This is a genomic window from Shewanella sp. QJM3NY_23 (genome assembly GCF_056173105.1).
On sequence record NZ_CM149657.1, the window covers coordinates 392,439 to 412,390 of the forward strand.

The window sequence follows — 19,952 nt, forward strand, 5'->3', positions numbered from 1 at the left end:
GAGTTGTTATCCCGGTCGCCGCAGGTAGCTGCCTTAAGTGTTTTATGAAACCCATTTTTGCGCGCGGTATTTCAAATCAATTCAGGCTAACATTGGCAATCATGTTGTCAGTGATCCTGCTGGTGGCTAACGATAGGCTAGAGCCTGTACGTCAATCCATCTCCTCCATTTTAAGCCCCTTACAATACGTTGCGAACATTCCCGGTGCGGTACTCGACTGGTCGGCAGAAAGCTTGGCGACCCGCAATATGCTGGCTAAGCAAAACAAAGAGCTACTACGCCAACAACTGCTAATGAGTGAACGCCTGCAAAGGTTTGAACACCTGCGCCAAGAAAATGATCGCCTGCGCTCCCTACTGGGCTCTCCTGTGCATATGGATGCCAAAAAAGTGGTCGCCGAGGTGATGGAAGTGGCCAGCGACCCTTATCGGCATTATGTGGTGTTAAATCACGGTGCGCGCAGTGGCGTGTTTGTCGGACAGCCGGTGGTGGATGCTCACGGGGTAGTGGGCCAAGTAGTAGAGATTAGCGAACTCACCAGCCGGGTGTTATTGATCTCCGATGCCACCCACGCCATTCCGGTGCGAGTGACTCGTAATGATGTACGCCTGATGGTTCAAGGCACGGGTGAAATTGACGAACTGGAGTTACGCCACGTTGCTAAGAGTACCGATCTTAGAGTTGGCGATCTCTTGGTGTCATCTGGCTTGGGTAAGCGTTTTCCCGAAGGATACCCAGTAGCACGGATTATTAGCGTCGATAATGACGATGGCCAGAGTTATGCCACCGTCACCGCTCAGCCTCTGGCGGCATTAGATAGGATCCGTTATCTGTTATTGCTGTGGCCCGATGGTAATGCCGTCCCCAGCACTGATGAGATCGACAAGCCTGACGACGCTGCGGTAGAGGTGACTCCATGAGTATGCATGTTCCCAACGGCCGCTGGGTCGTATGGTTAAGTTTTCTGGTGGCAATGCTGTTTCAAATCATGCCTTTACCTAGCATAGTCGAAGGCTGGCGCCCCGATTGGGTCTTGCTGGTAATGATCTACTGGGCGATGGCGTTGCCCCATAGATACAATATTTTATCGGCGTGGATCTTAGGCGTACTGCTGGATATTTTACTCGGGGCCCATTTGGGCATTCGAGCCTTGTCTATGTCATTAGTTATCTATGTGGTGGTATTGCATTTTCAGCGCCTGCGCACCTTCCCCATGTGGCAGCAAGCCTTAGTGATCGCCTGTTTGGTGTGTTTGCACCATCTGGTGGTATTTTGGGTCGAGTTTGTGGTTGATGTGGCCAGTTTCGATGTCAGCCTGTTTTTACCTGCCGTATCGAGTTTAATCATTTGGCCTTGGGTCTTTTGGATGCTCAGACGGGTGCGGCGTATCTATAAAGTGAGATAAATATGACATTAGTATTAGCCTCTGCTTCTCCGCGTCGCCGTGAATTATTAGCCCAAATTGGCATGGCCGATCCCGAGTTTCGTTTTGAAGTATTGGCCGCCGATATCGACGAGAGCCACCAAACAGGTGAAACTGCCGCCCAGTTTGTACAGCGTCTAGCGGTGGAGAAGGCTCAAGCTGGATTGGCGCTTTACGGCCAGTCGCCCGCGGTGGTATTGGGCTCGGATACCATAGTCGTGCTCGATGGACAGATCTTAGGTAAACCGGTAGATGAAGCCGATGCCAAGCAGATGCTGCAACAGTTGTCGGGACGCGAGCATAGCGTGATGACGGCGGTCGCCGTGACCGATGGGGCTAAGACGCTATCATGCCTCGTTGAAACTAAAGTGCAATTTTGTGGCCTAACACAACAAGATATCCTCGCGTATATTGCCACCCAAGAGCCGATGGATAAGGCCGGAGCCTATGGCATACAAGGTCTCGGTGGGTGTTTTGTCGAAGCGATCAAAGGCAGCTATTCGGCGGTTGTTGGCTTGCCCTTAGTGGAAACCAAAGCTCTGCTGCGCGAGATGCAGGTCTTATAATTTTGAATACATTAGCAGTAGTGTTGGGAATAACGCTAACGCCTTAATCAAGAGTAAGTGAGTAGTCATGAGTCACATTGTCAAAAACAGAGTGCAGCGTAAGATTGGTTCTGAGTTATTGATCAATGTGACGCCGACCGAAGCCCGAGTCGCCCTCGTCGAATATGGTATCTTGCAAGAGGTGCATATCGAGCGGCGAATGAAGCGCGGCTTGGTTGGCAATATCTACAAAGGCAAAGTCAGCCGTGTGTTACCCGGTATGCAAGCCGCCTTTGTCGATATCGGCTTAGATAAAGCCGCCTTCCTGCATGCCTCTGATATTGTGCCCCATACCGAGTGTGTTGCCGACGTAGAAAAAGGCAACTTTGTGGTGCGTGACATTGGTGAGCTGGTCCGTCAGGGGCAAGATATTATGGTGCAAGTGGTGAAAGATCCCTTGGGTACCAAGGGGGCGCGTTTAACCACAGATATCACCCTGCCTTCGCGTTATTTAGTTTTCATGCCGGGTTCAAGCCACATTGGTGTGTCGCAGCGCATCGAGTCTGAAGAGGTGCGCGCTCGCCTCAAAGGGTTAACCGAGCCTTTTGTTGATGAAGATGGCGGCTTTATTATCCGCACCGCCGCCGAAAATGCGGGCGAGCAAGAGCTAGTACAAGATGCAGCCTTCCTGCGCCGAGTTTGGGGTAAGGTCAGCGAGCGCCGTAAACGTCCTGGTGTGGCGCTGTTGTATCAAGATTTAGCGCTACCGGTGCGCATTGTACGTGACTTTGTCGGCACCGAACTGGATCAAATTCAGGTGGATTCGGGCCAGACCTATGAAGAGCTGCTGCAATTTGCTCAAGAGTTTATGCCGGAGATAGCTGATAAGATTGAGCACTACTCGGGTCGAGTGCCCATTTTCGATCTTTATGATGTCGAAAATGAGGTGCAGCGCGCCCTTGGGCGCAAGGTCGAGTTAAAGTCTGGTGGCTACTTGATCATAGATCAAACCGAAGCCATGACCACGGTCGATATCAATACCGGCGCGTTTGTCGGCCATCGTAATCTTGAAGAAACCATTTTTAACACCAACCTCGAAGCGACCCATGCCATCGCCCGCCAACTGCGGCTGCGTAATTTAGGTGGCATTATCATTATCGACTTTATCGATATGCTTAATGAAGACCATAAAAAACGGGTATTAACCACCCTAGAAGCCGCCTTAGCGACCGATAGAGTAAAAACCAATGTCAGTGGTTTTTCAGGCCTTGGCCTAGTCGAGATGACACGTAAACGGACCCGAGAAAGTTTAGAGCATGTGCTGTGCGGTGAATGCCCGGTTTGTTTAGGTAAAGGTACCTTAAAAACGGTGGAAACGGTTTCTTATGAAATTTTCCGTGAGATCATTCGCCTCGACCGTGGCTATGATGTCGATGAGTTTTTAGTCTATTGTTCACCAGCCGTGCACACCAGTTTAACGGGTGAAGAGAGTCATTTATTAGCTGAGCTGGGCGCCTATATTGGTAAGCGGGTACGGCTGCAGAGTGAGCCTATGTATGCGCAGAATAAATTTGATGTGGTGATAATGTAGTGTCACGTTCATTTTGTCCCCGCACCTTTGGTCGTTTATGCTGGCAAACGCTAGCGATTATTTTAGTGGTGTTTGCCCTTGGCGTAAGCTTATTTCGAGGCTTACTGCCAAAGCTGGATCAAGTGCGTCAGCAGCTGGTCAGCTATATCGAACAAGAATACCAAGTCTCTGTTAACGTTACCGAGTTGACCGCCGAATGGCAGGCATTTGGGCCGGCGATGACGGTTAAAAACTTGGTGCTTCCGCCGCAAGGCAATTTACCCTTTACCTTAATTATCAGTGATGTAAATGTAAAACTCGACTTTTGGCAAAGCCTAATGTCGGCCTCACCACAAATTGAGAATGTGATTTTTGAAGGGGTGCAAGTCGCGCTTGATATTGACCGATTAAATTCGGCTGCTGCCGAGCCGAGCGGGCCTCGACCCAATACCGATTGGATATATAAGTTGTTGTTAGAGCAGCTCGATAGGTTCGCCATTACAGATGTTAAAGTGCAGCTGCTCAGCGATGGGCATCAATATCCGCCTATCCATATCAATAATTTACGCTGGCGTAATCGAGGCGACTCTCATCGCGGCCAAGGTCAACTGTTTCTCGACAGCGGTGCATCCGAGGTTGAACGTTTATCGCTCAGTGTCGAGGTTAATGGTGACGGGGGGCGTCCCGATACGCTATTGGGCCAAATCTATTTAGCCGCCAACTCGTTAGATCTTGGCGAGTGGGCTTCAAGGCAAGTTAACCCTTATGATAAAAGCCACGCTTTACCGTTAGAAGGGGTGGTAAATTTGCAGGCGTGGGCCAGTTTTGCGCAGCGGCAAATCACGTCGGCCACAGTGGCATTTAACCCAAGTTGGTTGCAATGGCAGCTCAAAGGGGAGCAGCAAAAATTTGAGATCCAAGCGGGACAATTTCACTGGTTCCCCACAGACCAAGGTTGGTACCTATCGAGTACCAATTTAGCCTTTGTGACTAATCAGCAAGCGTGGCCAGAGCTTAATATCAGCCTGAGTCAGCAACAACATCATCTGCAAGGGGCGATAAATCAGCTCGACACCAGTGTATTGCTGCCGCTGCTTCCTTTACTGCCAGGCATGGAGCTGGCTGCGCTGCATACCTGGCAAGCTATGTCACCCAGTGGAACCATTGTCGATGCGCGTTTTGAGTATGAGCTTAATCAAGATGCGCCCGCGCTGCGTTTCTCTGCCAAGGGGCAGCAGCTGGCTTGGCAATACGCACAAGGGATCCCAGGCAGTGGTCCAATTGATGTCGCACTTGGGCTTAATGGTGATGACTTGTATGTGTCGTTACCTAAGCAAGATTACCGTATCGATTTTGATAGCGGCTTTGCTGAGCCGCTGACATTAAGTGGTGAGCCCGTAGCGCTTAAATATGATATGGATAAGGCGGCGCTCATTGCTCCGCGTTTACAATTTGCTAATGCCGATTTGAGTCTCGACGCCGCCCTAAAAATGCAGTTTGCTGAGCAGGCGCACTTGAGCCTGCTCGCCGATGTAGTAGTGAAAGATGCCGCCAATGCACAGCGCTACTTTCCACAACATGGCATGAGTAACACCTTAATCGACTACCTTACTGGCGCCATCAAAGCCGGTCGCAGCGATGATGCCAAGGTATTATGGCATGGCGCCTTAGCCAACTTCCCCTATGACGATAACAGTGGTGTGTTTCAGGCTGGGTTTTCCCTGCAGCAGGCGCGTTATCAATTTGTACCCGAGTGGCCCGAAGTAGATGCCTTGAGCTTAAGCGCGCTATTTGAAAATGCGGCCATGGATATCTGGGTCGAGAAGGGTAAACTACTCGATGTGGTCGCCGACGGCACCCATGTGGGCATTGCTCGTATGGGTGATAAAACCGTATTAACGGTGAAAAGTGACCTGCATACCCATGGCGATGCGGCCAAAGCCGTGTTGTTACAGTCGCCGTTAAGAGACAGTGTTGGCGCCACGCTTGAGGTGGTGCAAGTGCAAGGGGAGGTCGATGCTAAGCTGGATCTGACCATTCCCTTATATGACGGCGGTCAAGAAGATATTCGTGGCAGCGTAACCTTTAACCAGACGCCTGTGTATATCACTCAGCCCGGCGTACAGCTGAATGATGTTACTGGTAAAATTTATTTCGTTAATGAGGTGGTCACGGGCGAGGCCATCACGGCGCAGCTATTCGAGCAACCCATCTCTTTGACTTTCGATACTGGCGAGCTTAACCATAATTACGGTTTAAATTTGGATATGCAGGGGCGTTGGCAACTCGATGCCTTGTCGCCAATGCTAGATAATCCACTGAGCGATTATTATCAGGGCGACCTTGATTGGCAGGGCGGGTTAACATTGATTTTCGACCCCTTGGGTTATCGCATTCAGGCGCAAGTCAGCAGCGATCTTGAGGGGGTCAGCCTGACGTTGCCGGGGGATTTGGCGAAAAGTGCCCAGAGTAAGAAAGCATTATCGATTGAGCTCATCGGCGATAATAAGCAATCGTCGCTTGGGGCTAAATTGGGGGATAAACTAGAGTTTTGGGGCGGCTTCAATGAACAATCGGCCGGCCAGTTAGCCCACTTTGATCTGCTGCTAGGGCGCACCTTTAAGCCTGGAGATGAGTTACGCCGCGATAAAGGTCACCTGCAATTGGATCTGCCCGAGACCGACTTTGTGCAGTGGCTGCCTATCATCCAAGCATTGATTGCGGATGTGCCCGCCAGTACCAATGACATAGATACGGCCATGGCTAAGGCCTTAACGCCAGCGGCAGCCCCACATGACGCCGATGTGCTCGAGGATGAATCGGTTAATCGCAGGTTTTTCCCCGCGTTAATTTCTCTCGATGGCAACATAGATAAATTACTGTTATTTGGTCAACCGCTGACCGAATTGGCGTTGCAAGGCCGCACCACAGAGCATGGCTGGCGTTTTGAGGCACAAGCCAAAGAGTTTTTAGGCCGCATCGATTTTTATCCCGATTGGGCCACCCAAGGTATTAAGGTGGTTGCTAGCCATTTTGACTTTGCGGTCGCAACTCAAACCGACCCGTCAGCGGCGAATTTTGCTCAAGACACTGTCTTGAGTAATTTACCACCCTTAGCTATTGATATTGATGAGTTTAGTGTGTTCGAAAAGCCCTTAGGTCATCTGGTATTGCAAGCCTCACCTGAAAATGGTGACTATCACATTCAGACCATCTCGCTCACCACTGAAGGCATCACTTTTAAGGGCAAAGGTGCTTGGCTGAATCGCCAACAGCAAAATCGCACCGAATTTGATTTAGATCTTAAGGCTAACACCTTTGATGAGGTGTCAGAACGCTTAGGCATAGATGCAGGACTTAAAGAGTCGCCGGTGGCGCTGCAAGCCCAATTATCTTGGGCTGGGGCGCCCTATGCATTTTCGTTAGAAACCTTAAATGGCCAAGTTAACTATCAGCTAGGTAAAGGGCATCTGTCGCAAGTCAGTGACAAAGGGGCGCGGATTTTCTCGCTGTTTAGCTTAGACTCTTTGCTACGAAAGCTGTCGCTGGATTTTTCCGATGTGTTTGGTAAAGGCCTCTATTTTAATTCTTTTACAGGCACGTTAAAGATCGATAATGGCGTGGTTAAAACCACAGACTCGGAGATGGATGCCGTGGCCGGTAATATGCGTGTACGCGGTTATACCGACCTGACCACCGAAAGCTTAAATTATGATATTCGCTTCGTACCGCAACTGGCCTCGAGTGTACCGACTGTGGTATTACTGAGCACTGGCGGTTCTGAACCTTAGGTTTGGGGGCATTTGCCTTGACTAAGGTGCTTGAGCCTGTGATTGAGGTGATTTCCGAAATTCGCTTTAGGTTAACCGGCACTATGTCAGATCCTAAGCTCGAAGAACTCGAGCGTAAGAGTAAAGAGATAGAGATCCCAGAATCTGTGCTGCCAGAACACCTGCGTAAGCAAGTGGTGCCCGCGTCAACACCACCCGCATCACAAAAGCCCTTAGTGCCAAAAGAGGCATCACCAAGCGCATCGCCAACGCTCAATCAAGGCGAAACAGCGGTTGAAACCAACGCCGCAGGGGTTGAGATCCCACAGCCCGCGGTTGAGGTGCGGCCAGAGTTTAATGAGTCGCCCAAACCGATAACACAGCAGGGCAATCTCCCTAGTGCCCATTCGACCCGTGATAACAAGGAGCCAGTGTATGCAGGTCAGCTTATTACAATGTCAAAGCAGTCGCGATGTCAGCGAGAATCTTCAATTTATCGACGAGCAGCTTAAGCTATTAGCGCCGACCGAGCAGCCACATCTGGTAGTGCTCCCCGAGTGCTGTTTGTTGTTCGGCGGCCATGAAAGCCAGCAGCTCGCCTATGCAAGTGGTGATCTGCACAGCCCGTTGAAGCAGGCGTTATCACAAAAGGCGGCGCAATATGGGGTTTATCTGGTGGCCGGCACGATACCGATTTTAGCCGACGATGGACGGGTCTACAGCCGCAGTTATCTGTTCGATGATAAGGGCGCTACGTTAGGCCACTATGACAAGCTGCACCTGTTTGATGTGGATGTGGCCGATGGCACTAAAACCTATCGCGAGAGTGATACTTTTTGTCCGGGAGAGCGTATCACTGTGGTTGATACACCTTTCGGTAAAGTCGGTATGGCGATATGCTACGACCTTAGATTTGCCGATCTGTTTCGTGCCATGCGAGAGATGGGCGCCGAGATTATTGTGCTTCCAGCGGCGTTCACTAACGTCACGGGCAAGGCACACTGGCAGCCCTTGTTGCAGGCGCGGGCGATAGAAACCCAATGTTTTGTCTTGGCTGCGGCGCAGTGGGGGCAACACAATCAGGGCAGTCGCGAAACCTGGGGCCACAGTTGTGTGATAAACCCATGGGGCGACATAGTGGCACAGAAAAATGAGCAAATCGGGTGGCTGTCAACGACTATCGAGTTAGATGAGCTAGCGCCTATTCGCCGCGCCATACCTGTGGCTAAACATAATCGGTTTAGCGTGCCTAAGCTCAGATCCTAAGCGATCTGGGTATTGAATGAATCATGAAATAACTCGCACAAGGCGAGCTAAAGAGAGAGTATTAATGCCATTTTTAACCCAAGTAGAACAGAGCTTATTGCAAGATGGATTGTCACTTGATCAGTTGCAGGGCTATTTAAATAGCATCCATCAGCATCAGGTCGATTTTTCTGATCTCTATTTTCAAGGCAGTCGTCACGAATCTTGGGTATTAGAAGATGGTATCGTTAAGGATGGCAGTTTCCATATCGAACGCGGCGTGGGAGTGCGGGCGATCTCAGGTGAAAAAACCGGTTTTGCTTACGCCGATGAAATTACCCCTAACGCCTTAAATGCGGCCGTTGAAGCGGCGCGCGGTATTTCGGCAGCGGGCAACAGTGGCCAAGTTAACGCCTGGAAACGACAACAGGTGCACTCCTTGTATCAAAGCGCTGACCCGATCGCATCGATGGAAGAGGTCAAGAAAATTGCCTTACTTAAACAAGCAGATGCCTATGTGCGCAGCCTGGACAGTCGCATTATCCAGGTGGTCATTAGTCTCTCTGGCGTCCATGAAGAGATCTTAGTTGCCGCCAGTGATGGCACGCTTGCAGCCGATATCCGCCCCTTGGTGCGCTTCAACTGTAGTGTGATTTTAGAGCAAGACGGTAAACGCGAACGCGGCGCCAGTGGCGGCGGTGGACGTCATGATTATCAGGTGTTATTTGATGCCGATGAGACAGGCTTGCCATACTGTTTTGCGTTTGCTCGCGAAGCGGTGCGCCAAGCCTCGGTGAACCTAACCGCCGTCGATGCCCCTGCAGGTGAGATGCCGGTGGTGTTGGGCGCGGGCTGGCCTGGCGTATTACTGCATGAAGCAGTAGGCCATGGCCTAGAGGGTGACTTTAACCGCAAGGGCAGCAGTGCCTTTAGTGGTAAAGTGGGGCAACAAGTGGCGTCGAGTCTGGTGACTGTGGTCGATGATGGCACTATGGTTAATCGTCGTGGCTCACTGAGTATTGACGATGAAGGGGTGGCGACCCAAAAGACGGTATTGATCGAAAAAGGTATCTTAAAAGGCTATATGCAAGACAAGCTCAATGCGCGCCTAATGGGCGAGCAATCGACGGGTAACGGTCGCCGCGAGTCTTATGCCCATCTCCCTATGCCGCGTATGACCAACACTTATATGGAAGCGGGCGAGTCCGATCCTAGTGATATCATTAAGTCGGTAAAAAATGGCATCTATGCGCCTAACTTTGGCGGTGGCCAGGTGGATATCACATCGGGTAAATTTGTTTTCTCGGCCTCTGAGGCTTATCTCATTGAAAATGGTGAGATAACTCAAGCGATTAAAGGTGCAACCTTAATCGGTAATGGGCCAGAGGCTATGGGGCAAATCTCTATGGTGGGTAACGATTTAGCCCTTGATAAAGGGGTTGGCGTGTGTGGTAAAGATGGTCAAAGCGTGCCAGTTGGGGTAGGGCAGCCTAGCCTTAAACTAGATCGGTTAACTGTCGGGGGCACAGCGTAAGGTATTACCTAAGCGAGCCATATTGATATGGGTCAGGCCTGATGTGGGTCTGGTCAGTCAGGTCATCAAGTAACAAGAGCTGGTTAATAGGATAGAAACCGTACCTAAATCTGTGCTTTGCTTCATACTGCGTCATGCGTAGTATAGAAGCGATAGCACAGATACGGGTATCGACCGCGCTTTGTGCCCATCTCGCTACTACTTGTGAGGGATGGGTGTTAACATCTGCCAAGGATTAGAGTTGTAACTCTAGAGGGGCCAATGAAATATTTAACGACTATCTTGTTATCGCTGTGCGTGAGCAGTAGCGTTATGGCACAAGCCGAGCGCTCAGTGTCAGACACTGCCGCTCAAGCTATGCCTACTCAAACCACACCAACTGAAACACCTCAGCCAATGGCGACTCAAGTTGACGGCGCTACTGTGCTTAAATTTGCCGACGCGTGGCAGCAGCTATTAAATGTCAGCGACAAGCTGCAAGCCAGTGTCCAAGAAGTGAATCGCGCCACCGCACAACAAAGCGCCACAGAATCACTGAACTTTCCCTCTCTCTCTATTAACGGTAGCTATACCCGGTTAGAGCAACCTATTGAACTGGATTTGCGCGATCTTAATCCGCTGGCCAGTCTCGACCCCGGCGCTTTGCCCCCAGCCTTAGGCGGGGCGATCGGTGCCATTCCCGGATCGTTGTTTGTGACCCCCTTTACCGAACAAGATATTTTTCGCGCTAGCCTACAGGCGATGTGGCCTATCTATACGGGTGGGCGCATCAGTGCGGCGCAAGCGATTCAAGCTGCTCATGTGGTAGAAAAACAGCAGCAGCATCAACTGTCGACTCGCGATCTGTTTGTGCAGCTGGTGGAGCGTTATTACGCCGTGTCGGTTAGCCACGCGTTAGCCAGTACCAAAGGGCAGTTGGTTGAGTCGCTCACCGAGCATGCCGATCATGCGATTAAGCTGGAGCAGCAAGGACAAATTGCCAAGGTTGAGCGCCTTAATGCCCAGGTGGCATTAGAAAATGCCAAGGTCGATCATGCCAGCGCTCGGCGTCAGCTAGAGATGACCCAAATTGCCTTGTCGCGCATGTTACATCAGTCCTCGGTCGATACCGCATCGCCCTTGTTTTTACTGTCAACGCCACCCTCTTTACCGCAATTAAGTCAACTGATGCTCACTCAGCATCCGGCGCTGAAGTTACTCGAAGCCAAAGAAGCACAGGCCCAAGGGCTTATCGATGTGGAAAAAGGCGGCTATCGGCCAACGGTGTTTTTGTACGGTAACTACACCCTGTATGAAGATGACAGCCTGTTTGCCAAGGTGGAACCCGACTGGATGGTGGGTGTCGGGGTGAAGGTGCCGCTATTAAGCCGTGATGGTCGCAGTGGCAAGGTGGAAGCCGCCAAAAGCGCACTATTACAGGCGCGCTACACCAAGGCGCAGACGCAACAAGATTTGAGCTTACTGCTCGACCAGAGCTATCGTCAGCTACAACAGGCTGAAGAGGAGGTGAAGTCTTTAGATCTGTCTTTGTCTTTAGCTCACGAAAATAAACGTTTACGTGATTTAGCCTTTAGCCAAGGATTATCTACCTCCATTGAAAAGGTCGATGCCGAGTTAAAGCTTAGCGCCGTAGCCACCCAGCAATTAGCGGCGCGTTATCGTTATGTGGTTGCCTATGCCAAGCTCATGGCGGTCAGTGGTCAGTTAGATGAATTTATCGGTCGCGCACGCGGCGCACAGGAGAAATAAACATGCGCACCAATCGAATTTTAGCCATTGTGGCGTTAGTGGTCTTGGTGGCTATTTTAGCTTACGGATTGAACTTGGCTTACACGCCAGTGCCCGATCGCTTGCAGGGACAAATTGAAGCGCGTGAATACAATATCTCCTCTAAGGTCCCGGGCCGAGTGTCACAGGTGTTAGTGCGCCGGGGTGATAAGGTGGCTAGCGGCGATCTATTGTTTGCCATCGATAGTCCAGAACTCAACGCCAAGTTGATGCAGGCGCAAGGTGGACGCGATGCCGCTAAGGCTAAGCAGCAAGAAGCCGATAATGGCGCACGTAAGCAGCAAATTACCGCGGCTAAAGAGCAATGGCTTAAAGCCAAGGCCGCCGCAACGCTCGCACAAACCACTTATCAACGTGTAGAAGCCCTGTTTGTCGAAGGCGTATTGGCCCGACAAAAACGTGACGAAGCCTTTACTCAGTGGCAGGCGGCAAAGTATACCGAACAAGCGGCTTACGCCATGTACCAGATGACCGACGAAGGGGCGCGTGAAGAGATAAAAGCGGCCGCCGAAGGCAACGCGCGGATGGCACAAGGGGCGGTTAATGAGGTGAGTGCCATTTTAGCCGATAGCCAGATGCGTTCACCCAAGACGGGTGAAGTCAGCGAGGTCTTACTGCAAAGTGGCGAGCTGGCCCCTAGCGGTTTTCCTGTGGTCAGCATTATCGACATGCAAGATGTGTGGGCGATTTTTCAGGTACGTGAAGATCAACTCAAAGATTATAAAGTCGGCCAACAGCTAGAGGTGCAGATCCCGGCGCTAGGGGCAAGTTATCCCTTTACTGTGGATCACATTAGTGTGCTGGGCCATTTTGCCACGTGGCGCTCGACCGAGAGTGGCCATGATTTTGATATGCGCACCTTCGAAATGGAGTTGCGACCCACTGAGCCGATTGCCGATTTGCGCGTCGGTATGACCACCCTGTTGGCGCGTTAAGTGTGATGTCGTTTAGGCAGCTTTTACAACGAGAGTTAAATGCGCTGTGGCATGATCCTTGGCAACTGGCGCTGATAAGCTATATCCCGCTGATAGGGATTTTTGGTTTGTGGTGGCTATTTAGCGCCGGCTTACCACGCGAACTGCCCGTGGCCATTGTCGACCAAGATCAAAGCCAGCTTAGCCGCATGTTGGTGAGGCAACTCCAAGCCAATGCGGTTATTTCGCCAATTCATTATCAGGATGTGGGTAGCGCCAAAGCATCGATGGAAAAGGCGGAAACGTATGCGGTGGTCGTACTACCCTTTCAATTAAACCGCGACTTGCTAACGGGGCATCAGCCCATTATCGATATACGTTATAACGCGCAATATTTATTGGTTGGTAAGTTGTTGTCGAGTCAGATCCAGTTGAGTTTGGCCGATGGATTAAAGCATAAAGCGTTGATTAAGCAGCTTGCATCTGGCGTGCCTATGGCTCAGGCGAAAGTTAATATTAATCCAGTTCAAACTCAAATCAGCGCCCTTTATAACGCCAATAGTAATTATATTGTTTTTTTACTTCCTCCAGTCTTGTTGGCGCTAGGGCAGCTTTTAGCAATGTTAGTGTTTGCTAACTCCCTTAATCGAGAGCTCAGACTCAATACCTTACAGGAGTGGTTTTCCCTAGGTACTCGGCGTGTACTCTTTGCCAAGATATTGGTTTATACCCCCTTAATCGTGTTACAGGGCCGATTAATTTTAACTTTGCTTTATCAGTACTTAGGGCTTCCACTAGCAGGCCAGTTTGGTCAACTTTTACTGGCTCAGATTGTGATGTTGTTAGCGGTATGGTTGTTGGTACTAGCGATATTTTTCTTACTACAAGATAGTGCAAGGGTTATCAGTTTCTGTACCGCATTGTTTGCCCCCGCCTTTCCTTTTATGGGGATCACGTTTCCGACTCAAGAAATGCCTTTACTTGCTCAGTGGTGGCGGTTGTTGATGCCATCGAGTCATTATATTGATACCCATGTTGGCGTGGTCAGTTATGGGCAGAGCTTTAGCGCGTTTACTCAACAAATTGTCAGTTATTGGGGCTTCTTATTCTTAATACCTATTATCGTATTTTTAGCTCGTAAGGTTAAACGTGATACGCAAGTTGTGTTAAGTAAAACACAGTGCAGCGAGGTTAATTAGCATGAGTTTTTGGTCTTTAATGATGGCAGATCTAAAATCAATACTGACAGATAAGGCCATAGCGATAACGATATTTGGTGGCGTGGTGTTTTACTCTGTGCTCTATCCTTTGCCGTACCTAAATGAAGTGCCGACCAAGCAACAAATTGTCGTTATCGACGGTGATCATTCGAGTCTAAGTCGGCAAGTGATACGTCACATCAATGCCAGCCCTAAGCTCGATGTGGTAAGTGAACTTGCCACCATTGAGCAGGGACAGCATTGGATTGAATCGGGTAAAGCGCATGGATTAATGGTTATTCCTGACGGATTTAGGCGTGACTTAATCCGTCAAGAAGGGGTGACTTTAGCTTATGCCGGTGATGCTAATTATTTTCTTATCTATTCCGCCGTTATCGAAGGCTTGATGTCTGTCGGTGTTGATGCGGGCAAGTATGTGCAATTTAATGGTCTGCTCGCTAGGGGAAACTCTGCCGAGCAGGTTAAACATGATTTAGAGCCGATTAAACTCAATAGTGTGCCTGCCTTTAATCCTAGTTTAGGTTACACCCCTTATGTGGTTCCTGGGGTGCTATTGTTGGTACTGCACCAGACTATGTTGATTGGCATAGGTATTTTAGGTGCAGGGCAATGGGGGCGAGAAGGATATTGGAATCGGGCTTCAGTTATGCAATTAATTTTGGCTAGATCCATGGTGTTTGCCTTGCTTTATAGTCTGTTTACCTGTTTTTATGTGGGATTTTGTAATTATTGGTATGGTGTCAGTGTTCAGGGGGACATGCTTCAAGTTATGTTGTTTTTGATCCCCTTTATTCTGTCTACCGCCATGGCAGGCGTCGCGTTTAGTTGTCTGTTTGTTCGGCGAGATCTACCCACCCAAGTGTTATTACTCATCTCTATGCCGATCCTATTTTTGTCTGGGTTTATTTGGCCGCTGGAGCTGATCCCCGCACCGCTGATTGGGTTATCGCAATTGATCCCGGCGGTGCCGTCAATCCAAGGTTTATTGCAGCTTAATCAAATGGGTGCCAGTTGGACTGGTATAGTGCATCTGTGGTGGCAGCTGTGGGCACTGGCGTTAGGGTATCTACTGCTCGCCTATGTTGGGGTGCGTTATCGACTCAATAGCGCTGTGGCTCACTGAGCTAAATCGTTTAGGCTGTGGTAAAAAATAATAAGCCCGCGAGTAAGCGGGCTTATCAGTTTAGAGATGATATGGCTATGATAACTCAAGATATATGGATAGCTTGAGCGATAAAGGTAAGCAAAACCGTAACCTTATTCGGCGGTTTCAGCCTTGATATATTTCACTAGCTCAAGGGCTGACTTTGAGGCTTGCTCTGGTTGTTTTGCCAGCTCTTTGTTTGCTTGTCTCACTAATTGGCGCAACTTTTGTCGCTCTAGCGTCGGGTGCTGCTCGATTAAGGCTTGAATAGCATCATCGCCACCAGTTAACAGCTGATCTTTTGTCTTTTCCGCCACATTGATTTTTGAGCTCTCATTGCGGTTTTGGTTAAGCACATTTTTAAGATCGCTTTGCAGTACATTAATATCGATATTACGCATTATCTTGCCAATGTATTGCAGATGGCGACGATAGGCTTCGGTATTGATGCGGATGGTTTTAGCCTTGAGCACGTTGTCGTATAGCAACTCATCCAGATCCAGCTTATCAATCTGGCTCTTACTGAGTGCAACTAACTGTTTACCAAGCTCTTGGTAAATCGCGATTTCTCGCTTGGTTTCAGCTCTACTGACATATTCTTCGTCATGGTCAAAGGGCTGTTTAAAATGTTCTGAGTCACCAACAATATTCATAATCAAAAATCTCTAACAAAAACTCCCCTAATAATACCATTTCATTGGAATATCGCCTATTGGGGACGGCAGTTATTTAATGTGAAAGCCTAGCGGGTTTGTTATGCTACAGCCATTATTGACAACGAAAGAGTAGATTTGTGCCTTCTTCTAGCATTGAACTTGAACTGGATTCATTAAAAGACGCCGTTGCTATGGCATTAGAGTATGCCGCTACATTGGGTACCACAGGTGCCGAAGTCGCGATTAGTAAGCAGCAAGGCTTATCGGTATCGACTCGTCTAAAAGAAGTTGAAACCGTTGAGTTTAATAAAGATGGCGCCTTGGGCATCACCCTGTTTAGGGGCGGCTGCAAAGGCAGCTCATCTACGTCAGATTTAAGCCCTGAAGCGATCCGCCGCGCCGTTAAAGCCGCCGATGATATTGCTAAATTTACCTCAGAAGATCCTTTCAATGGCCTTGCCGATGCCGACTTAATGGCTAAACATATTGACGATCTTGAGTTGTACTATCCGCATGACACGACCCCAGCAGAGCTTGAGTTACTCGCCGCTCGCGCAGAAGAAGCCGCATTAAGCGCTGACTCTCGTATAAAAAACTCCGACGGGGCCAGCGCCAATGCCCATACTGGCGCCAAAGTGTATGGCAATAGCCACGGTTTCTTAAATGGCTATGTCAGCTCGCGTTACAGCCTAAGCTGTGTAGTGATCGGCGAGCAAGATGGCCAGATGCAGCGTGATTATGATTACACCATAGCGCGCAAGTTCAGCGACCTGTGGACGCCAGAAACTGTCGGGCTAAAAGCGGCAGAAAAAACCGTTAGCCGACTGGGCGCACGTAAGATAGCGACCACCAAGTTACCGATTCTGTTTGCCCCCGATGTGGCAACTGGCTTGATGGGCCATCTCGTCGGAGCCATCAGTGGCGGCAGCTTGTACCGTAAATCAAGCTTCTTGCAAGACGCCATCGACACACAAATTTTTCCCGATTGGTTTAACATTGCCGAGCAACCGCATCTAAAAGGGGCGCTGGCCAGTGCTTTTTATGACAGTGAAGGCGTGGCGACCATTGAGCGTAATATCATCAGTCAGGGGATTTTATCCACCTACCTGCTCACCAGCTATTCGGCGCGTAAACTCGGCTTAACCAATACCGGCCATGCGGGCGGTATCTATAACTGGACTTTAGGGCACACAGGGCAAACCTTCGATGAACTCATTAAGCAGATGGGCACAGGCTTAATCGTGACCGAAGTGATGGGGCAAGGGGTGAATGGCGTGACGGGCGATTATTCTCGCGGCGCGGCCGGCTTCTATGTCGAAAACGGGGTGGTGCAATACCCAGTAGAAGAGGTCACTATCGCGGGTAACCTCAAAGATATGTACCGCAATATTGTGGCGGTGGCTAAAGATCGCGATATGCGATCGTCTATCCGCACCGGCGGTATCTTACTCGACGAAATGAAGGTAGCCGGTAACTAGTTTATCCGCAGTCCATTTCGCCCCAAGCGATTAATCAGCGAGTGCCAAGGCACTCGCTTTTTTTTGGCCTAAAGGGCCCTAACGCAGAATAAATCGACTGCCAACTTGAATATATGAAAATCCATATATATGCTTAAGCATATGTAATTTGTCTGTGTTGGAGCCGTGTATGGCCACTGGGATTTTTAAAGCGCTGTCCGATGAAACTCGATTACTCAGCCTGCTGCTGATTTACGGTCAGGGTGAGCTGTGTGTGTGCGAGTTAATCTGCGCATTGAATTTGAGCCAACCCAAAATATCGCGTCATCTTGCCCAGTTGCGTAAAGCCGAACTGTTGAGTTCTCGTCGCCAAGGCCAGTGGGTGTTTTACCGTATCAATCCGGCATTGCTGCCATGGGTGCATAATGTTATCGAGCAAACTTGGCAGGGTAACCCTAACTTAGTGGCGGCGGCACTGGCCCGTCTAGATGCGATGGGGCAGCGCCCTGAACGTATTAAGGCATGCTGTTAAATCAGCTGAGTCAGGCAAGTTAAGATTAAATACTACAGCAAGATAGGTGAACAGCATGGGACTCTTTGAGCGTTACTTAAGTGTGTGGGTTGGTTTAGCGATTGGGTGTGGCGTGGTGTTGGGCCATTTTTTTCCGGCGCTGTTTGCCCTTATTGCTTCATTAGAATATGCCAGGGTCAACTTGCTGATCGCGCTGCTAATTTGGTTGATGATTTACCCCATGATGGTGCAAATTGATTTTACGGCGGTCAAAAATGTGGGCAAGAGCCCTAAGGGGTTGGTGCTGACGCTGGTGATTAACTGGCTGATAAAACCCTTTAGCATGGCACTACTTGGCTGGTTATTTTTTAAGGTTTTCTTTGCCAGTTTAGTGGATGCGCAAACCGCTAGCGAGTATATCGCAGGCATGATTTTGCTCGGCGTTGCCCCCTGTACGGCAATGGTGTTTGTGTGGAGCCAGTTGACTAAAGGCGATCCTAACTACACCTTGGTACAGGTATCGGTTAACGATCTTATTATGGTGTTTGCCTTTGCCCCCATCTGCGCTTTTCTGCTTGGGGTGAGCGATATTCAGGTGCCTTGGCAAACCCTGTTAATTTCTGTGGGGTTATATGTGGTGCTGCCCTTAATCGCGGGAGTGATAACACGCCAGTGGTTAAATCGCCGCGGTGGCTCAAAGCGGGTTGATGGCTTTATTGGTCGCATTAAACCTTGGTCGATATTGGGTCTCCTTGCCACCGTCATACTGCTATTTGGTTTGCAGGCCAATACCATATTGGCGCAGCCACAGAACATTGCCCTGATTGCCATTCCGCTGCTTATCCAAACCTATGGCATCTTCTTTATTGCCTACTTTGCCGCGAAAAAACTGAATATCGCGCAAAATGTCGCAGGTCCTGCGTGCATGATCGCCACCTCTAACTTTTTTGAACTCGCCGTTGCGGTAGCTATTTCACTGTTTGGCCTGCATTCGGGCGCGGCGTTAGCCACTGTGGTTGGCGTGCTGGTCGAAGTGCCGGTGATGTTGTCGTTAGTGGCATTTGTCAATCGAGATAAAGCAAAATACCAGCGGGCCATTAGCGCCGCATCTAAACATTAACCGAGCAGAATAGCCCTTTTCAGGAGAGTAACATGACAATTAAAGTCGGCATTAACGGTTTTGGCCGCATGGGGCGTTTGGCGCTTCGGGCCGCGTGGGCGTGGGACGATATTGAGTTTGTGCAGATTAACGATCCCGCCGGTGATGCGCTTACCTTAGCCCACCTATTAACATTTGATTCTATCCATGGTCGCTGGTTCCATGACGCGGCAGCTGAGGGGAGCGATATCGTCATTGGCGATAAACGGATAACGACCAGTATGAATAGCACCATCGCCGCCACCGACTGGTCAGCATGTGATGTGGTGATTGAGGCCTCGGGCGTGATGAAAACCACAGCCTTATTACAAGCCTATTTAGATCAAGGTGTTAAACGTGTGGTGGTGACGGCGCCTGTCAAAGAAGCGGGCGTACTGAATATCGTCATGGGGGTTAACCATCAGCTGTATGATGCCGCCAAACATCCTATCGTCACCGCTGCGTCATGCACGACCAATTGTTTAGCCCCAGTGGTTAAAGTGCTGCATGAGCAGATAGGCATAAAACATGGCTCGATGACCACCATTCATGACATTACCAATACGCAAACCATCTTAGATGCGCCCCATAAAGATCTGCGCCGTGCCCGTGCCTGCGGCGAATCACTTATTCCGACCACCACAGGTTCCGCCACCGCGATCACCCATATTTTTCCTGAGCTTAAGGGGAAACTAAACGGCCATGCGGTAAGGGTGCCATTGGCTAACGCCTCCATCACAGATTGCGTGTTTGAGATGCTGCGCCCCGTCACAGTCACCGAGGTGAACGACCTATTTAAACAGGCGGCAGCAGCTGAGCTTAACGGTATTTTAGGCTATGAAACGCGCCCGCTGGTCTCGGTGGATTACAAGACAGATCCGCGCTCAGCTATCGTCGATGCCTTGTCGACTATGGTGATCAACGATACCCAGCTTAAGCTGTATGTTTGGTACGACAATGAGTGGGGCTATGCCAATCGCACCGCCGAGCTGGTCAGAATGGTCGGGCGCGTAGACAAAGCGTAATAGTAAGGATAT

Annotated in this window: 15 protein-coding genes and 1 pseudogene; 15 read left to right on the forward strand and 1 reads right to left on the reverse strand. The window is 49.8% G+C overall.

Going from position 1 to position 19,952, the window contains the following annotated elements:
• Nucleotides 1–44: 44 nt before the first annotated feature.
• The 11 genes and pseudogenes from mreC (at nucleotide 45) to AC0VXX_RS01935 (ending at nucleotide 15,132) form a co-directional block, all read left to right on the forward strand.
• Nucleotides 45–920, forward strand: a complete 876-nt coding sequence (gene mreC / locus AC0VXX_RS01885) for a rod shape-determining protein MreC (protein ID WP_475515679.1) — start codon at nucleotides 45–47, stop codon at nucleotides 918–920.
• Nucleotides 917–1,405, forward strand: a complete 489-nt coding sequence (gene mreD / locus AC0VXX_RS01890) for a rod shape-determining protein MreD (RefSeq protein ID WP_475515680.1) — start codon at nucleotides 917–919, stop codon at nucleotides 1,403–1,405. The genes mreC and mreD overlap by 4 nt, the downstream gene beginning before the upstream one ends.
• A gap of 2 nt (nucleotides 1,406–1,407) precedes the next feature.
• On the forward strand, nucleotides 1,408–1,989 hold the full coding sequence (locus AC0VXX_RS01895) for a Maf family protein (protein WP_475515681.1): 582 nt from the start codon (nucleotides 1,408–1,410) through the stop codon (nucleotides 1,987–1,989).
• A gap of 67 nt (nucleotides 1,990–2,056) precedes the next feature.
• A complete protein-coding gene (gene rng, locus AC0VXX_RS01900) occupies nucleotides 2,057–3,559 on the forward strand; it encodes a ribonuclease G (protein ID WP_475515682.1) in 1,503 nt (500 codons plus the stop codon).
• Nucleotides 3,559–7,820: pseudogene (locus tag AC0VXX_RS01905) on the forward strand (YhdP family protein). The gene rng and the pseudogene AC0VXX_RS01905 overlap by 1 nt, the downstream one beginning before the upstream one ends.
• The gene (locus AC0VXX_RS01910; protein ID WP_475515683.1) at nucleotides 7,744–8,574 is read left to right on the forward strand and encodes a carbon-nitrogen hydrolase family protein; all 831 of its coding nucleotides are present in this window, start codon (nucleotides 7,744–7,746) and stop codon (nucleotides 8,572–8,574) included. Before AC0VXX_RS01905 ends, AC0VXX_RS01910 begins: the two are co-directional and overlap by 77 nt.
• Before the next feature lie 64 nt (nucleotides 8,575–8,638).
• Nucleotides 8,639–10,087 carry a metalloprotease TldD gene (gene tldD / locus AC0VXX_RS01915; RefSeq protein WP_475515684.1) on the forward strand — a complete coding sequence of 483 codons (1,449 nt, stop codon included), beginning with the start codon at nucleotides 8,639–8,641 and terminating at the stop codon, nucleotides 10,085–10,087.
• Nucleotides 10,088–10,483: 396 nt separating this feature from the next.
• Nucleotides 10,484–11,836 (forward strand): TolC family protein, encoded by a 1,353-nt coding sequence (locus tag AC0VXX_RS01920; protein WP_475516908.1) that lies wholly within the window; start codon nucleotides 10,484–10,486, stop codon nucleotides 11,834–11,836.
• A 2-nt stretch (nucleotides 11,837–11,838) separates the two neighbouring features.
• Nucleotides 11,839–12,810, forward strand: coding sequence for an HlyD family secretion protein (locus AC0VXX_RS01925; RefSeq protein WP_475515685.1), 972 nt, complete (start codon nucleotides 11,839–11,841; stop codon nucleotides 12,808–12,810).
• A gap of 5 nt (nucleotides 12,811–12,815) precedes the next feature.
• Nucleotides 12,816–13,988, forward strand: coding sequence for an ABC transporter permease (locus tag AC0VXX_RS01930; protein WP_475515686.1), 1,173 nt, complete (start codon nucleotides 12,816–12,818; stop codon nucleotides 13,986–13,988).
• Nucleotide 13,989: 1 nt separating this feature from the next.
• Nucleotides 13,990–15,132, forward strand: coding sequence for an ABC transporter permease (locus AC0VXX_RS01935; RefSeq protein ID WP_475515687.1), 1,143 nt, complete (start codon nucleotides 13,990–13,992; stop codon nucleotides 15,130–15,132).
• A 134-nt stretch (nucleotides 15,133–15,266) separates the two neighbouring features.
• Here the strand turns inward: AC0VXX_RS01935 and yjgA are convergent, their stop codons facing one another.
• Nucleotides 15,267–15,806 (reverse strand): ribosome biogenesis factor YjgA, encoded by a 540-nt coding sequence (yjgA, locus tag AC0VXX_RS01940; protein WP_475515688.1) that lies wholly within the window; start codon nucleotides 15,804–15,806, stop codon nucleotides 15,267–15,269.
• A gap of 140 nt (nucleotides 15,807–15,946) precedes the next feature.
• On the opposite strand from yjgA, the gene pmbA reads away from it, so the two are divergent.
• The 4 genes from pmbA to AC0VXX_RS01960 all read left to right on the forward strand — a co-directional run bounded on the left by pmbA (nucleotide 15,947) and on the right by AC0VXX_RS01960 (nucleotide 19,940).
• A complete protein-coding gene (gene pmbA, locus AC0VXX_RS01945) occupies nucleotides 15,947–17,287 on the forward strand; it encodes a metalloprotease PmbA (protein ID WP_475515689.1) in 1,341 nt (446 codons plus the stop codon).
• 169 nt (nucleotides 17,288–17,456) lie between these two features.
• A complete protein-coding gene (locus AC0VXX_RS01950) occupies nucleotides 17,457–17,798 on the forward strand; it encodes a metalloregulator ArsR/SmtB family transcription factor (RefSeq protein ID WP_110455718.1) in 342 nt (113 codons plus the stop codon).
• A 55-nt stretch (nucleotides 17,799–17,853) separates the two neighbouring features.
• Entirely contained in the window at nucleotides 17,854–18,897 is a 1,044-nt protein-coding gene (arsB, locus tag AC0VXX_RS01955; protein ID WP_475515690.1) for an ACR3 family arsenite efflux transporter, read from the forward strand.
• Between the two features lie 32 nt (nucleotides 18,898–18,929).
• The gene (locus tag AC0VXX_RS01960; RefSeq protein WP_475515691.1) at nucleotides 18,930–19,940 is read left to right on the forward strand and encodes an ArsJ-associated glyceraldehyde-3-phosphate dehydrogenase; all 1,011 of its coding nucleotides are present in this window, start codon (nucleotides 18,930–18,932) and stop codon (nucleotides 19,938–19,940) included.
• The last annotated feature ends 12 nt before the right edge of the window (nucleotides 19,941–19,952 follow it).

What these genes read in the sequence shown, in the direction of transcription:
- AC0VXX_RS01950 (WP_110455718.1), top strand. Translation starts at nt 17,457, where the DNA reads ATGGCCACTGGGATTTTTAAAGCGCTGTCCGATGAAACTCGATTACTC.
- tldD (WP_475515684.1), top strand. Translation starts at nt 8,639, where the DNA reads ATGCCATTTTTAACCCAAGTAGAACAGAGCTTATTGCAAGATGGATTG.
- AC0VXX_RS01935 (WP_475515687.1), top strand. Translation starts at nt 13,990, where the DNA reads ATGAGTTTTTGGTCTTTAATGATGGCAGATCTAAAATCAATACTGACA.
- rng (WP_475515682.1), top strand. Translation starts at nt 2,057, where the DNA reads ATGAGTCACATTGTCAAAAACAGAGTGCAGCGTAAGATTGGTTCTGAG.
- AC0VXX_RS01910 (WP_475515683.1), top strand. Translation starts at nt 7,744, where the DNA reads ATGCAGGTCAGCTTATTACAATGTCAAAGCAGTCGCGATGTCAGCGAG.
- AC0VXX_RS01920 (WP_475516908.1), top strand. Translation starts at nt 10,484, where the DNA reads ATGGCGACTCAAGTTGACGGCGCTACTGTGCTTAAATTTGCCGACGCG.
- AC0VXX_RS01930 (WP_475515686.1), top strand. Translation starts at nt 12,816, where the DNA reads ATGTCGTTTAGGCAGCTTTTACAACGAGAGTTAAATGCGCTGTGGCAT.
- mreC (WP_475515679.1), top strand. Translation starts at nt 45, where the DNA reads ATGAAACCCATTTTTGCGCGCGGTATTTCAAATCAATTCAGGCTAACA.
- yjgA (WP_475515688.1), bottom strand. Translation starts at nt 15,806, where the DNA reads ATGAATATTGTTGGTGACTCAGAACATTTTAAACAGCCCTTTGACCAT.
- AC0VXX_RS01925 (WP_475515685.1), top strand. Translation starts at nt 11,839, where the DNA reads ATGCGCACCAATCGAATTTTAGCCATTGTGGCGTTAGTGGTCTTGGTG.
- AC0VXX_RS01895 (WP_475515681.1), top strand. Translation starts at nt 1,408, where the DNA reads ATGACATTAGTATTAGCCTCTGCTTCTCCGCGTCGCCGTGAATTATTA.
- mreD (WP_475515680.1), top strand. Translation starts at nt 917, where the DNA reads ATGAGTATGCATGTTCCCAACGGCCGCTGGGTCGTATGGTTAAGTTTT.
- AC0VXX_RS01960 (WP_475515691.1), top strand. Translation starts at nt 18,930, where the DNA reads ATGACAATTAAAGTCGGCATTAACGGTTTTGGCCGCATGGGGCGTTTG.
- arsB (WP_475515690.1), top strand. Translation starts at nt 17,854, where the DNA reads ATGGGACTCTTTGAGCGTTACTTAAGTGTGTGGGTTGGTTTAGCGATT.